The sequence below is a fragment of the Pseudomonas sp. BNK-7 genome (genome assembly GCF_048072025.1).
Lineage (GTDB): Bacteria > Pseudomonadota > Gammaproteobacteria > Pseudomonadales > Pseudomonadaceae > Aquipseudomonas > Aquipseudomonas danubii.
On record NZ_CP182252.1, the window covers coordinates 5,408,898 to 5,421,716 of the forward strand.

Annotated in this window: 10 protein-coding genes; 8 read left to right on the forward strand and 2 right to left on the reverse strand. The window is 63.5% G+C overall.

The window, feature by feature from the left end; genetic code table 11:
• Positions 1 to 271: 271 nt before the first annotated feature.
• The 5 genes from ACMGF8_RS24345 (at position 272) to ACMGF8_RS24365 (ending at position 5,449) form a co-directional block, all read left to right on the forward strand.
• A complete protein-coding gene (locus ACMGF8_RS24345) occupies positions 272 to 2,596 on the forward strand; it encodes an FdhF/YdeP family oxidoreductase (protein ID WP_416757473.1) in 2,325 nt (774 codons plus the stop codon).
• Positions 2,597 to 2,728: 132 nt separating this feature from the next.
• The gene (locus tag ACMGF8_RS24350) at positions 2,729 to 4,150 is read left to right on the forward strand and encodes a cytochrome ubiquinol oxidase subunit I (RefSeq protein ID WP_170003139.1); all 1,422 of its coding nucleotides are present in this window, start codon (positions 2,729 to 2,731) and stop codon (positions 4,148 to 4,150) included.
• 16 nt (positions 4,151 to 4,166) lie between these two features.
• On the forward strand, positions 4,167 to 5,183 hold the full coding sequence (gene cydB / locus ACMGF8_RS24355) for a cytochrome d ubiquinol oxidase subunit II (protein WP_416757475.1): 1,017 nt from the start codon (positions 4,167 to 4,169) through the stop codon (positions 5,181 to 5,183).
• Positions 5,170 to 5,310 carry a hypothetical protein gene (locus tag ACMGF8_RS24360; protein WP_250330126.1) on the forward strand — a complete coding sequence of 47 codons (141 nt, stop codon included), beginning with the start codon at positions 5,170 to 5,172 and terminating at the stop codon, positions 5,308 to 5,310. The genes cydB and ACMGF8_RS24360 overlap by 14 nt, the downstream gene beginning before the upstream one ends.
• Entirely contained in the window at positions 5,303 to 5,449 is a 147-nt protein-coding gene (locus ACMGF8_RS24365; protein ID WP_102864817.1) for a DUF2474 domain-containing protein, read from the forward strand. The genes ACMGF8_RS24360 and ACMGF8_RS24365 overlap by 8 nt, the downstream gene beginning before the upstream one ends.
• 56 nt (positions 5,450 to 5,505) lie before the next feature.
• Here the strand turns inward: ACMGF8_RS24365 and ACMGF8_RS24370 are convergent, their stop codons facing one another.
• Positions 5,506 to 6,480, reverse strand: a complete 975-nt coding sequence (locus tag ACMGF8_RS24370) for a Dyp-type peroxidase (protein ID WP_250330125.1) — start codon at positions 6,478 to 6,480, stop codon at positions 5,506 to 5,508.
• 139 nt (positions 6,481 to 6,619) lie between these two features.
• Entirely contained in the window at positions 6,620 to 7,513 is an 894-nt protein-coding gene (locus tag ACMGF8_RS24375; RefSeq protein WP_102864815.1) for a DMT family transporter, read from the reverse strand.
• 132 nt (positions 7,514 to 7,645) lie between these two features.
• Here ACMGF8_RS24375 and ACMGF8_RS24380 point away from each other — a divergent pair, with 132 nt between their 5' ends.
• From ACMGF8_RS24380 to ACMGF8_RS24390, 3 genes are all read left to right on the forward strand, one after another.
• A complete protein-coding gene (locus ACMGF8_RS24380) occupies positions 7,646 to 8,083 on the forward strand; it encodes an Lrp/AsnC family transcriptional regulator (RefSeq protein WP_250330124.1) in 438 nt (145 codons plus the stop codon).
• Between the two features lie 302 nt (positions 8,084 to 8,385).
• Positions 8,386 to 9,027 carry a response regulator transcription factor gene (locus ACMGF8_RS24385; protein WP_102864813.1) on the forward strand — a complete coding sequence of 214 codons (642 nt, stop codon included), beginning with the start codon at positions 8,386 to 8,388 and terminating at the stop codon, positions 9,025 to 9,027.
• Between the two features lie 31 nt (positions 9,028 to 9,058).
• Positions 9,059 to 12,709: an ATP-binding protein gene (locus ACMGF8_RS24390; protein WP_250330123.1), complete on the forward strand. Its 3,651-nt coding sequence runs from the start codon at positions 9,059 to 9,061 to the stop codon at positions 12,707 to 12,709.
• The last annotated feature ends 110 nt before the right edge of the window (positions 12,710 to 12,819 follow it).

Consider the following 12,819-nt stretch of genomic DNA (forward strand, 5'->3'; position numbering starts at 1 on the left):
AACTTAACTCATTGATTATCATGGCTTTTAATTCTTGATAGAGGCTTTCGATCAGCCAGTCATTAATTGCGATTAGACAGCCCATACAAGCGCCGAATAGGCTTTATTCGTGGCCCATGAAACGGGCCCTATAAGTGACTCCGTTGCCCCAAACAGATCCGAACTTAAACGGCGTCACCACAAAACCGCATTTAGCCTGTGCAGTTAAACAATCACTGACATCGATTATTTGTCGGGCGGTTGCCTGCGTGCGCTGTATTGGAGAAATATCATGAGCGAAGTTGATCGATATAAACCCTACAAGGGGGCGGCCGCCGGTTGGGGGGCACTGATCGCGGTGACCAGGAACTGGCTGGGCAGTGAAAACGCCTTCAAGAACATCCGCGCCATGCTCAAGACCAACCAGAACGGCGGCTTCGACTGCCCGGGCTGCGCCTGGGGCGAGTCGCCGGAAAACGGCATGGTCAAGTTCTGCGAGAACGGCGCCAAGGCGGTCAACTGGGAAGCCACCGGGCGCCTGGTGAACCCGGCCTTCTTCAACAAATACACGGTCTCGGCCCTGGCCGCGCAGAGCGACTACTGGCTTGAATACCAGGGCCGCCTGACCCACCCGATGCGCTACGACGCCACCCAGGACCGCTATGTGGAAACCACCTGGGACGAGGCCTTCGAGCTGATCGCCAGCCACCTCAAAAGGCTGGACTCGCCGAACCAGGCGGAGTTCTACACCTCGGGCCGGGCCAGCAACGAGGCGGCGTACCTGTATCAGCTGTTCGTGCGCGCCTATGGCACCAACAACTTTCCCGACTGCTCGAACATGTGCCACGAGGCCAGTGCCGTGGGCATGTTCGAAAGCGTCGGCGTGGGCAAGGGCACGGTGGTGTTCCATGACCTGGAAGAAGCCGACGCGATCTTCGTCATCGGCCAGAACCCCGGCACCAACCACCCACGGATGCTGGAGCCGCTGCGCGAGGCGGTGAAACGCGGTGCCCAGGTGATCTGCTTCAACCCGCTCAAAGAGCGTGGCCTGGAACGCTTCCAGCATCCGCAGCACCCGCTGGAGATGCTCACCAACGGCTCCGAACCCACCTCCTCGGCCTACTTCCGCCCGGCCCTGGGCGGCGACATGGCGGCCTTTCGCGGCATCGCCAAGTTCCTCCTGCGCTGGGAGCGCGAGGCCCTGGCCAACAATGGCGAAGCGGTGTTCGACCGGGCCTTTATCGCCGAGCACACCTCGGGCCTGGACAGCTACCTGGCCGAGGTCGATGCCACGTCCTGGAACCACATCGTCGAGCAGTCCGGGCTGACGCTGGCCGACATCGAGCTGGCGGCGCGCATGTACCGCAAGGCCAAGCGCGCAATCATGTGCTGGGCCATGGGCCTGACCCAGCACACCCATTCGGTGCCGACCATCCAGGAAGTGATCAACGTGCTGTTGCTGCGGGGCAACATCGGCCGCCCCGGCGCCGGCCTGTCGCCGGTGCGCGGCCACAGCAACGTGCAGGGCGACCGCACCATGGGCATCAACGAACTGGCGCCCACCGAGCTGCTGGATGCCCTGGAGGCGCGCTTTGGCTTCAAGCCGCCACGGGAGCACGGGCACAACACAGTGATGGCGATCTCGGCCATGGAACAGGGCCGGGCCAAGGTGTTCATCGGCCTGGGGGGCAACTTCGCCCAGGCCACCCCGGACACCCCGCGCACCCACGCCGCCCTGCGCAACTGCGAGCTCACTGTGCACATTGCCACCAAGCTCAACCGCAGCCATCTGGTGACCGGTCGTGAGGCGCTGATCCTGCCGTGCCTGGGCCGCACCGATATCGATATCCAGGCCAATGGCCCCCAAGGCATCACCGTGGAAGACACCTTCAGCATGGTGCACATCTCCCATGGCCAACTGAAACCCAAGTCGCCGCACCTGCGCTCGGAACCGGCAATCATTGCCGGCATCGCCAACGCCACCCTGGGCCAGCACCCCATCGACTGGCTGTGGACCATCGAAGACTACGGACGCATCCGCGACCTGATCGCCGACACCATCCCGGGGTTCGAGGACTTCAATCTCAAGCTGCTGCACCCCGGCGGTTTCCACCTGGGCAACGACGCCACCCAGCGGCGCTGGAACACCGCCACCGGCAAGGCGCGCTTCATTCCCAGCGTGCTGCCGGAGCACCTGGTCAGCGCCGGGGTGCGCAAGCTCAAGGTCAAGCCGGACCTGATCCTGCAGACCATGCGTTCCCACGACCAGTACAACACCACCCTGTATGGCCTGGACGACCGCTATCGCGGGGTCTACGGCATGCGCGAGGTGCTGTTCGCCAACGAGCAGGACATTCGCCAGCTGGGCTTCGAGCCGGGGCAGAAGGTCGACATCGTCTCGCTGTGGGACGACGGCCGGGAGCGTCGGGTCAGCGGTTTCACCCTGATTGCCTATGACATTCCCGCCGGCCAGTCTGCCGCCTACTACCCGGAGACCAACCCCCTGGTGCCCCTGGAAAGCTATGGCGACCGCACCTATACGCCGACGTCCAAGTTCATCGCCATCCGCCTGGAGCCGGCTGCGGCCAGCAACCTGATCCAGTCCGTTGGCGTGTGATCCAGCCTGGGGCGGTGCTATCGCCACCCCAGCCTTTACCTGTGCAGTGCCCCTGCCCCCGCCGCGAGCCCACGGGTTCGCGACGGCCGCGCAGTGCCTGCTCGGGCATCAAGCCATTACGAGGGTATCGTCATGTTTCATCTACAGGCGCTCGACCTTGCACGCATCCAGTTCGCGTTCACGGTCTCGTTCCACATCATCTTTCCCGCCATCACCATCGGCCTGGCCAGTTTCCTGGCGGTGCTCGAAGGGCTGTGGCTCAAGACCCACAACAGCACTTACAAGGACCTGTATCACTTCTGGTCGAAGATCTTCGCCGTCAACTTCGGCATGGGCGTGGTCTCCGGGCTGGTCATGGCTTATGAGTTCGGCACCAACTGGAGCCGCTTTTCGGACTTTGCCGGGAGCATCACCGGGCCGCTGCTGACCTATGAGGTGCTGACCGCGTTCTTCCTTGAAGCGGGCTTTCTCGGGGTCATGCTGTTCGGCTGGAACCGGGTCGGCCGCGGGCTGCACTTCTTCGCCACGGTGATGGTGGCCATCGGCACCCTGATCTCGACCTTCTGGATTCTCGCCTCCAACAGCTGGATGCAGACGCCCCAGGGCTTCTCCATCGTCGATGGGCGGATCATGCCCATGGACTGGCTGGCAATCGTCTTCAACCCGTCGTTCCCCTTCCGCCTGGCGCACATGGCGATTGCCGCGTTCGTCGCCACGGCGTTCTTCGTCGGATCAAGCGCCGCCTGGCACCTGCTGCGGGGCAACAACACGCCGCCAGTGCGCAAGATGTTGTCCATGGCGCTGTGGATGGCGCTGATCGTGGCGCCGATCCAGGCGGTGGTCGGTGACGCCCACGGCCTCAACACCCTGGAACATCAACCGGCAAAAATCGCCGCCATCGAAGGCCACTGGGAAAACCACGGCAGCGAACCCTCGCCCCTGGTGCTGTTCGGCATTCCCAACATGGACGGCGAAAAAACCGACTACGCCGTGGAAGTGCCCTACCTGGGCAGCCTGATCCTGACCCACAGCCTGGACAAGCAGATCCCTGCGCTCAAGAGCTTCCCCAAGGAAGACCGTCCCAACTCGGCCATCGTGTTTTTCAGTTTCCGCATCATGGCCGGGCTGGGCATGTTGATGATCCTCACCGGGGTGCTGGGCCTGCTGTTGCGGCGTAACGGCGCGCTGTACCGCAACCGCCTGTTCCTGCGCCTGGTGCTGTGGATGGGCCCCACCGGCCTGATCGCCATGCTGGCGGGCTGGATCACCACCGAAGTCGGGCGCCAGCCCTGGGTGGTGTACGGCCTGCTGCGCACCAGCGACGCCGCGTCCAACCACAGCGTGACCCAACTGAGCATCTCCCTGGCGCTGTTCGTGGTGATCTACTTCTCGGTGTTCGCGGTGGGCATCGGCTACATGATGAAGCTGGTGCGCAAGGGCCCGCAGCCCCACCACGAGCACCCGCCGACCCACCCTGTCGGCCAGGAGCCAACGCCGCGCCGTCCTCTGTCCGCCATCGCCGAGACCTTTGCGTCCAGCGACCACCACCACTGAAACAAGGGATATCGACATGACGATTCAAGGCATAGACCTGTCGTTGATCTGGGGCGTGATCATTGCCTTCGGGGTGATGATGTACGTGATCATGGACGGCTTCGACCTGGGGCTGGGGATTCTCTTCCCGCTGATCCCCGATGCCCGGGAACGGGACGTGATGATGAACACCGTGGCCCCGGTCTGGGACGGTAACGAGACCTGGCTGATCCTCGGCGGCGCAGCGCTGTACGGGGCCTTTCCCCTGGCCTACTCGGTGATTCTCGAAGCCCTGTACCTGCCGCTGATCTTCATGCTGGCGGGGCTGATCTTCCGCGGCGTGGCCTTCGAGTTCCGCTTCAAGGCCAGCCCGCAGCAGCGCCACATCTGGGACTGGGCCTTTATCGGCGGCTCGCTGCTGGCGACCCTGTGCCAGGGCATCGTGATCGGCACTTACATTTCCGGCATCCCGGTGCTCAACCGGCAGTTCGCCGGCGGCTCCCTGGACTGGCTGGCGCCGTTCCCGCTGTTTTGCGGCCTGGGGCTGATCGTGGCCTACGCGCTGCTGGGCAGCACCTGGCTGCTGGTCAAGACCGAGGGCATGCTCGAAGCGCGCATGCGCCACTACACCCGGCCCCTGGCGTTCGCGCTGATGGCGGTGGTGGCGGTGTTGTGCGTCTGGACCCCGCTGCTGCACCCGGAGATTGCCACCCGCTGGTTCAGCCATGCCCATATCGTGATCTTCGGTGTGCTGCTGGTGCTGGGTCTGCTGGCGTTGTGCGGGCTGCTGGGCACTTTGCGCCAGCATCATTCCCACTGGCCGTTCGTGTTCACCCTGGTGCTGGTGTTCCTCGGCTACATCGGCCTGGCATTCAGTATCTGGCCGAACATCGTGCCGCCGTCCATCAGCCTGTGGGACGCGGCATCGCCTCTGACCAGCCAGCTGTTCATCCTGATCGGCACCCTGTTCATCCTGCCGATCATCCTGATGTACACCTGCTGGAGCTACTACGTGTTCCGCGGCAAAGTGAGGATTGGCGATGGCTACCATTGATCGAGCGCAGTCCCTGGCCCCCCAGCCCTGGCACCGGCAAGTGGCGCACCTGAGCCTGCTGTTCATCGGCGCGCTGCTGATGCTCGCCTGCAGCGGCGCACAGATGCTGGAGCTGGCTCATGGATAAGGTCACGACCCAAGCAGCACCCGGCTGGCAGCGCCTGCTGTGGATGCTCGGCATCTGGCTGGCCAGTGTGATCGGTCTGGGACTGGTGGCCGGCCTGTTGCGGTTGCTGATGCAGGCCGCCGGAATGCACAGCCACTGAGGATGGGTATAACGCCTGGAACCCCGGCCCGCAGCAGCGGGCCGGGGTTTTGCCGTTTACGGGCCGGCGGCAGCGCGCTCGGCCAGGTCCTCCAGCAGATCGGCAGATGGCACGAAGAACAGCCCGCCGGTGACCGCCGTACTGAAATCCAGCAGGCGATCGTAGTTGCCCGCCGGGCGACCGACGAACATGTTCTCCAGCATCTGCTCCACCGGCCGTGGCGAACGGGCGTAGCCAATGAAGTAGGTGCCGAACTCCCCGGCGCCCGGACGGCCAAAGGGCATGTTGTCGCGCAGGATCTTCACCTCCTCGCCGTTCTCTTCCAGGGTGGTCAGGGAGCTGTGGGAACAGCTGGGTTTGACTGAATCATCCAGCTCGATATCCGACAGCTTGGTGCGGCCGATGATGCGTTCCTGAGCCTCCACCGTCAGCTCGTTCCAGGCCGCCATGTTGTGCAGGTACTTCTGCACCAGCACGTAGCTGCCGTTGCAGAACGACGGGTCTTCGTCGCCGATCAGGGTGAAATCCACCGCCTCGCGACCTTCCGGGTTCTCGGTGCCGTCGACGAAGCCGACCATGCTGCGCATGTCGAAATAGCGGAAGCCCTGGACCTCGTCCACCACCGTGACTGCATCGCCCAGGGGCTTGAGCAGTTGCGTGGCCAGCTCGAAGCACAGGTCCATCTGCTCGGCGCGGATGTGCAGCAGCAGGTCGCCCGGGGTGGATGGCGCGCGGCGCCCTTCCACGCCCACTTCACGAAAGTCGTGCAACGAAGCCGGACGCGGGCCGCCGAACAGCCGGTCCCAGGCACTGGAGCCAAAACCGCAGACACAGGACAGATTGCCCCCCGGCACGCGCTTGCCCACCGAACGGGTCAGGGCGGCGACATCGGCGCACCACTCACGCACGGTTTTCGCCGCGCTGGCGCCGGGGGCCAGGGTGGCGACGATAAAGATGGCGCTACGGGTGATGGGGTTGCAGATGGCTTGCGGCTCAGGCTTGCGCTCGGCCAGGGAGTAAGGCTGGGTCATTATGGTTTCCACAGGCTGCGGTCGGAAAAATCACCGACAGGAAAATAGCAGATTGTGGCCGTGGCGAGGGCGCTTGCTGCCGCTGGAAGGCTGGCGTGAAACCCTTTGCAGGTCCCCGCCCAGCGCCCCCCCCCCGCGCTCATTGCAAAACGCTGCGCCGACGCTTCAGGGTCCAGCCCTGCTGCATGCCGGCGGCGGCCAGCAGAATCGCGCCGACGCCCACCCATTGCAGCAGTCCCAGGCGATGCCCGAAGGCCAGCCAGTCGACGAAGATCGCCGCGATCGGATAGATGAAGGACAAGGCGCCGGTCAGCGCGGTCGGCAGCTTCTGGATCGCCCCGTACAACAGCACATACATCACCCCGGTATGCACGATGCCCAGGGTCAGCAGGCTGGCCCAGGCCGTGGCCTGCTGGGGTGGCTCGGCGAGGTTGGCCCAGGGCGCCAGCAGCAGGACCCCGGTGCAGACCTGGATCAGCGCGATCAGGTGCGGCGGCGTACCGCTCAGGCGCTTGATCAGCAGCGCGGCGAAGGCATAGAGCAATGCCGCGCCCAGGGCCAGGGCGATGCCCAGCAGGTAGTCGTTGCCGGTTTCGCCCTGGGTGCCGTGGGCGCTGACGATGGCCAGCATCCCGGCAAAGGACAGGCACAGCCAGAACAGCTTCTGCGAGGTGATCTTCTCCCCCAGGAACAGCGCCCCCAGGGCCACCAGGATAAAAGGCTGGACGTTGTACACCGCGGTGCCGATGGCGATCGAGGCTCGGGAATAGGAGCCGAACAACAGCACCCAGTTACCGACAATGGCCACGCCGCTGAGCACCGCCAGGATCAGCGCGCGCTTGGTCAGAATGTTCTTACGAAGAAAACCGAAAGAGCCACAAATAAGTAGCAAAGTCCCGGCGCCGAACAGGCAACGCCAGAACACCACGTCCAGCACCGGCTGCCCGGACACCAGGACGAACCAGCCGATGGTTCCGGAAATCAGCATGGCGGCGGTCATTTCCAGCGATCCGCGGCGTGTCAGTGCATCCATCATCAATCTCCTCTAACAGTGGCCAAATTATGCCCAGCGCAACCTGCCCATCGCCAGTTCAAAACCTAGGCTAGACTCAATCAAGACCTTTTTTATCAAGGCGAAACAGCCATCCTACCTAACGAGATCACCATGCTTGATGCCATCGACCAGGCACTGATCAGTGCCCTGATGCAGGACTCCCGCCGCTCCCTCAAGGCCCTGGCGCAGATCAGTGGGCTGTCCGCCCCCAGCGTCGCCGAACGTTTGAAAAGATTGGAAGAACGCGGCGTGATCAGCGCTTATACCCTGGAGATCGATGCAAGACTTCTGGGCTACCAGTTGCAGGCCATCGTCCGCATTCGCCCCTTGCCGGGCAAACTGCAGGAAGTGGAACGGCAGATCCTGGCAATTGCCGAGTTCACCGAATGCGACAAGGTCACCGGTGACGACTGCTTTATCGCCCGCCTTCAAGTGCGCTCCATGGAACAGCTGGACAGCCTGCTGGACCACCTCAACCATTTCGCCGAAACCAACACCGCGATCATCAAGAAATCGCCGATCAAGCGGCGGTTGCCGCCCATGAATTGACCCCGTGAAATGGGCTTTTTCACCGTCGAAAAAGCCCCTGAAAACGGCCTGCAACTGAGGGGTGAAAAGGCCGTTCCAGAGGCGTTTCTTACAAAAAACCAGCTGACTTCTCGAGCTCTTTTCAGAAAGTTTCCCCTTAGGCATAAGACGATTCTTAAAATCCCCCAGACGTCTTTTTGGCGTCAATTTCAGTGATACCCTGCGAATCCTCTGACGACCCCACTAGCAAAATGCCTGCTCCTTTGCGGAAGCTGCGCATTGTTGTGGGCTCATGCCTGTCGAAAAGCCGAGTACAAGAACCCATGCCGATCCGCGTGCAGATAGCCGATGACCATCCCTTGACCCTGATTGGGATTCATACCCTGCTGGAAAACCGCGCCGAACTGGAAATCGTTGCCCAGGCCCACAGCGTGGAAGCCTTGTTGGAAAACCTGCAGCGCCAGCCCTGCGACCTGCTGCTGACCGACCTGATGATGCCCGGTGGCGATCAGGTGGATGGGATTCGTCTGATCAGACGCCTGCGCTCACGCTACCCGGAGCTGGCCATCGTGGTGATCACCATGCTCGACAACCCGGCGCTGATCAGCAGCCTGCTCAAACTCGGAATCCAGGGCCTGGTGAGCAAGCGCGGCTTGCTCAACGACCTGCCCAAGGCGATTGCCGCCCACTCGCGGGCACCTTTCGTGTCGCCGTCGATCCAGCATCTGCTGGACACCAGCACCGCCTTGCATGGCAAGCCGCTGCTGCAGCCCGAGCAGTTGTCGGCCAGAGAGATCGAGGTGCTGCGTCTGTACGGCACCGGCATGAGCATCGGCGCCATCGCCCAGCACCTGTGCCGCAGCAAACAGACCATCAGCACGCAAAAGAGCAGCGCCATGCGCAAGCTTGGCCTGGACACCTCGGCCAGCCTGTTCCTGTACATCCAGGAACACGGCCTGAGCTGAGCGGTCCTCAAAACTCCGGAGCTTCCCCCCTATGCCCCTGATTTCCCGCCCCCCCCAGTTCTGGAGGCTGATCCGTGTCTGCCTGCTGTTCAGCTTCATGGTCCTGGTCAGCCTGTTTTTCAGCCTGCCCGCCCACTGCGCCGAGTCGCAAGAGCCGGGTAATCCGTCATTGGCCCGGCTGCTGGACATGCGCAGCACCCTGCCCCACAAGGTGCTGCGGGTAGCGACCATCGTGCCCCCCGAGCGGCCCTTGGAAAGCGCCGGCAACCAGGTGCTCAAGGTGATCTCCGACGAATACCTCAAGCTGATCGGCAAGCAGCTGGGCCTGCGCTTCGAGTACGTCGAGCTGGCCTCGCCCCAGGACGCGATCCGCGCCCTGCTCGAACACCGTATCGACCTGCTGCCCCGGGCCACCGCGCTTGAAGCACAGACCCCCGGCCTGTCCCTCAGCCGTCCGTACCTGAACAACCAGCCGATCATCGTCGGGCGCATCAACGACCAGAGCCTGCCACCGGACCTGGAAGACAAGCGGGTGCTGGTGCTGGACAACTACTTGGACCTCAAGATCGTCCGCAAGACCTATCCACGGGCCGACGTCAGCGGCGTGCACACCACCGCCCTGGCCCTTGAGCAACTGGCCGGCAAACAGGCCGACGCCTTTATCAGCGACCGTTTCCGCACCACCCTGTACATGCAGGCCCGCCCCGACCTGCGGTTGCACAGCAAGTTCTATCCACAGTTGCCCGACGCCGGCTTCGCCTTTGCCGTGCGGCGCGAGGATGCCACCCTGCGAGCGCTGATCGACTACGTGCTCAACGCCATTCCCGAGGAGCACAAGCGGCGGATCCAGAACCAGTCGAGCCAGGAGCCCTTTCCCTTCGCGCCGACCGAGTCGTTTTCCCTGACCCCCAGCGAACTGAACTGGCTCACCGCGCACCGGCAGATCAATCTGCTGGCGGAGGAAGCGCCGCCCTACATCTACCGCAATGCCGAGGGCCAGTGGGCCGGACTGAGCATCGATATCCTGCGCACCCTGGCCGACTCGTTCCGTCTGCAGCTCAACATTCAACCCAGTCGCTCCAGGACCGATGACCTGGAACAACTGGCCGCCGGCAACGCCGATCTGACCACCCGCGACCTGGGTCTGCCCGGCAATGCCAGGGGCATCGGCCTGAGCCAGAGCTACGGCACTCGCAACTGGGCCTTTGTGGTGCGCCATGGCGACAGTTCTCCCAGTTCCCTGGACGCCATGCTCGGGCGACACCTGGCGCTACCGCGCAACCACCCGCTGCTCGAACACCTGAAACAGCGCTACCCGGACATCCATCTGGTGCTCACCGAGGATCATCGCCAGGCCCTGAACCTGGTGCTGCAACGTCAGGTCGACGCGACCCTGGACACCCCGGTGGGCACCGAGGCGCTGTCCGGTTCAGGACTGCAGTTCGGCCTGGCCTTCGACGCCCTGCCCACGCCCCACCGCTTTGCCGCGGCCCCAGGTGCCAGGGAGTTGCTGAGCGTGCTCGACAAGCTGCTGGACTCCATGGCCAGGAACCCGCAAAGCGACATCCAGCTGATCGCCGAACAACATTCCAGCGCCGCGCTCTGGAGCTGGGTCGCCGAGCAGGCCTGGCATGTGGGCGTGGTGATCCTGATCATCTTCGTACTGTCGCTGATCTGGAACTGGCGCCTGAAGATCCAGGTGCGGGAAACCATCTGCGTGCAGACCCGCCTGCAGGACAAGCTGGCCTTCCAGTTCTCCCTGCTCAACGGCCTGCCGACGCCGCTGTATGTCTGCGACCTGAATGGCCGGTTGAGCACCTGCAACCGCGCCTATGAGGAGTTCTTCGCCACCTCCCAGGAGCAGGTCGAGGGCTGCCTGCCCACCGAGCAGCCGAACATGCCGCGCGACTTCGCCGAGGTGCTGCAAGAGGAGCATCAGCTGCTGCTGGCCAATCACCGGCCACGCTTTCTCGACACCAGCCTGTGGATCAAGGAGCAGCAGTACTGCCTCTATCAGTGGCTGGTGCCGTTCTACAACGCCCGCGGGGTCCTGCAGGGGCTGCTGGGGGGCTGGCTGGACATCTCCGAGCGCAAGAACCTGGAACTCAAATTGCGCGAAGCCAAGCAGGTTGCGCAAAAAGCCAGTGCCGCCAAAAGCGAGTTCCTCGCCTCCATGAGCCACGAACTGCGCACCCCGCTCAATGCCCTGGTCGGTCTGCTGGAACTGGAGACCAGCGCCAGCCAGGCGCCGTCGCACAACCTGCGGGTGGCCCAGCAATCGGCGACCTCGATGATCGACCTGATCGGCAACATTCTGGATCTGGACAAAATAGAGAGTGGCCTGATGCAACTGGCACCCCACCCCACCGCCCTGGAACCCCTGCTCGCCAACGGCCTGGGACTGTTTGCCGTGCAAGCCCGGGAGAAACGCCTGCAACTGAACTTCGACTATCAGGCCAGCCCCAACCGGCTGTACTGGGTCGACTCGCTACGCCTGCAGCAGATCCTGCACAACCTCTTGAGCAATGCCTTGAAGTTCACCGACCGCGGCCACATCCAGGTCACCCTGCGCGAAACCCATGTGCAGGACAGCAACAGCCTGCTGACCCTGAGCGTGCGCGATACCGGCATCGGCATTCCCCTGGCCAACCAGGCGGGGATTTTCGAGCCCTATCGCCAGGCCACCGCGCGCACCGCCCACCTGTACGGCGGATCGGGCCTGGGCCTGAGCATCTGCCACCAGCTGGTGCAACTGATGGGCGGCCGCATCTGGCTGGAAAGCGAACCCGGACAAGGCTGCTGCATCCACGTCGAACTGCCGGTGAGCTGGCAGACAGCAAACGCGGAAGTGGCGGAAAAACCGGAAGTGCCGCCGATCACCGGCAAAGCCTTGCGGGTGCTGGTGGTGGACGACGTCTCCACCAACGGCCTGGTGCTGACCCTGCAGCTGGAGCGCATCGGTCACGTGGCCGAACACGTCAGCAGTGGCGAAGAAGCCCTGCAGCTGCTGCGCCACCGCCACTACGACGTGTTGATCAGCGACTGCAACATGCCGGGCATGGACGGCTACAGCCTGGCCCGTGCGGTGCGTGAAGCCGAACAACAGAGCGGTGCCAAGCCGCGGCTGATCGTCGGCTATACCGCCAGCGCCCTGAGCAACGAAGCGACCCAATGCTCCAACGCCGGGATGAACGATCTGATGATCAAGCCGGTGACCCTGGCCCGGCTGCAGGAAGTCCTGGGCAGTCACAGCGGTGCCGGCGAAGAGCGGGTGCGCGCCTTCGACATCGACCACCTCAGGGACCTGGGGGAAAACAGTCCGACCCTGCATCGGCGCATCCTCAACGAACTGACCAAGAACCTGCAGCAGGAAATCGCCGAACTGCGCACCTGCGTCCTGGCCAATACCCCGCATCTGATCAACGACCTGACCCATCGCCTGAGCGGCGTGGCCTGCCTGATCAACGCCCAGGAAATGGTCAGAACCTGTGAGGCCCTGAGAAAGGTCGACGTGACCCATCTGCCGTCCGTGCGCAACTGCCAGCAAGCGCTGCTCAGCGCCATGGAGCAGGTTTACCAACAAGCCAGGCAGCAGCTCGCCAGCCTGCGCGAGCCGCCGCCACAGCCCACCGATACACCGCCCGAGGCGCTCCAAACGCAATCTAGTACCCGTCCCATATAGCCCTGACACAGCGCACCCTATCCTGCCCGTTGCTTTCGGAGAGGGGGGTGCCAGACAGAGGCGCCAGTACGACCGAAAGTGGCTCCCCCCTCACTTGATTGCCTGTTGAA

Excerpts from the sequence above, each read along its gene's own strand:
- ACMGF8_RS24345 (WP_416757473.1), top strand. The coding sequence starts at position 272 with ATGAGCGAAGTTGATCGATATAAACCCTACAAGGGGGCGGCCGCCGGT.
- ACMGF8_RS24350 (WP_170003139.1), top strand. The coding sequence starts at position 2,729 with ATGTTTCATCTACAGGCGCTCGACCTTGCACGCATCCAGTTCGCGTTC.
- cydB (WP_416757475.1), top strand. The coding sequence starts at position 4,167 with ATGACGATTCAAGGCATAGACCTGTCGTTGATCTGGGGCGTGATCATT.
- ACMGF8_RS24360 (WP_250330126.1), top strand. The coding sequence starts at position 5,170 with ATGGCTACCATTGATCGAGCGCAGTCCCTGGCCCCCCAGCCCTGGCAC.
- ACMGF8_RS24365 (WP_102864817.1), top strand. The coding sequence starts at position 5,303 with ATGGATAAGGTCACGACCCAAGCAGCACCCGGCTGGCAGCGCCTGCTG.
- ACMGF8_RS24370 (WP_250330125.1), bottom strand. The coding sequence starts at position 6,480 with ATGACCCAGCCTTACTCCCTGGCCGAGCGCAAGCCTGAGCCGCAAGCC.
- ACMGF8_RS24375 (WP_102864815.1), bottom strand. The coding sequence starts at position 7,513 with ATGGATGCACTGACACGCCGCGGATCGCTGGAAATGACCGCCGCCATG.
- ACMGF8_RS24380 (WP_250330124.1), top strand. The coding sequence starts at position 7,646 with ATGCTTGATGCCATCGACCAGGCACTGATCAGTGCCCTGATGCAGGAC.
- ACMGF8_RS24385 (WP_102864813.1), top strand. The coding sequence starts at position 8,386 with ATGCCGATCCGCGTGCAGATAGCCGATGACCATCCCTTGACCCTGATT.
- ACMGF8_RS24390 (WP_250330123.1), top strand. The coding sequence starts at position 9,059 with ATGCCCCTGATTTCCCGCCCCCCCCAGTTCTGGAGGCTGATCCGTGTC.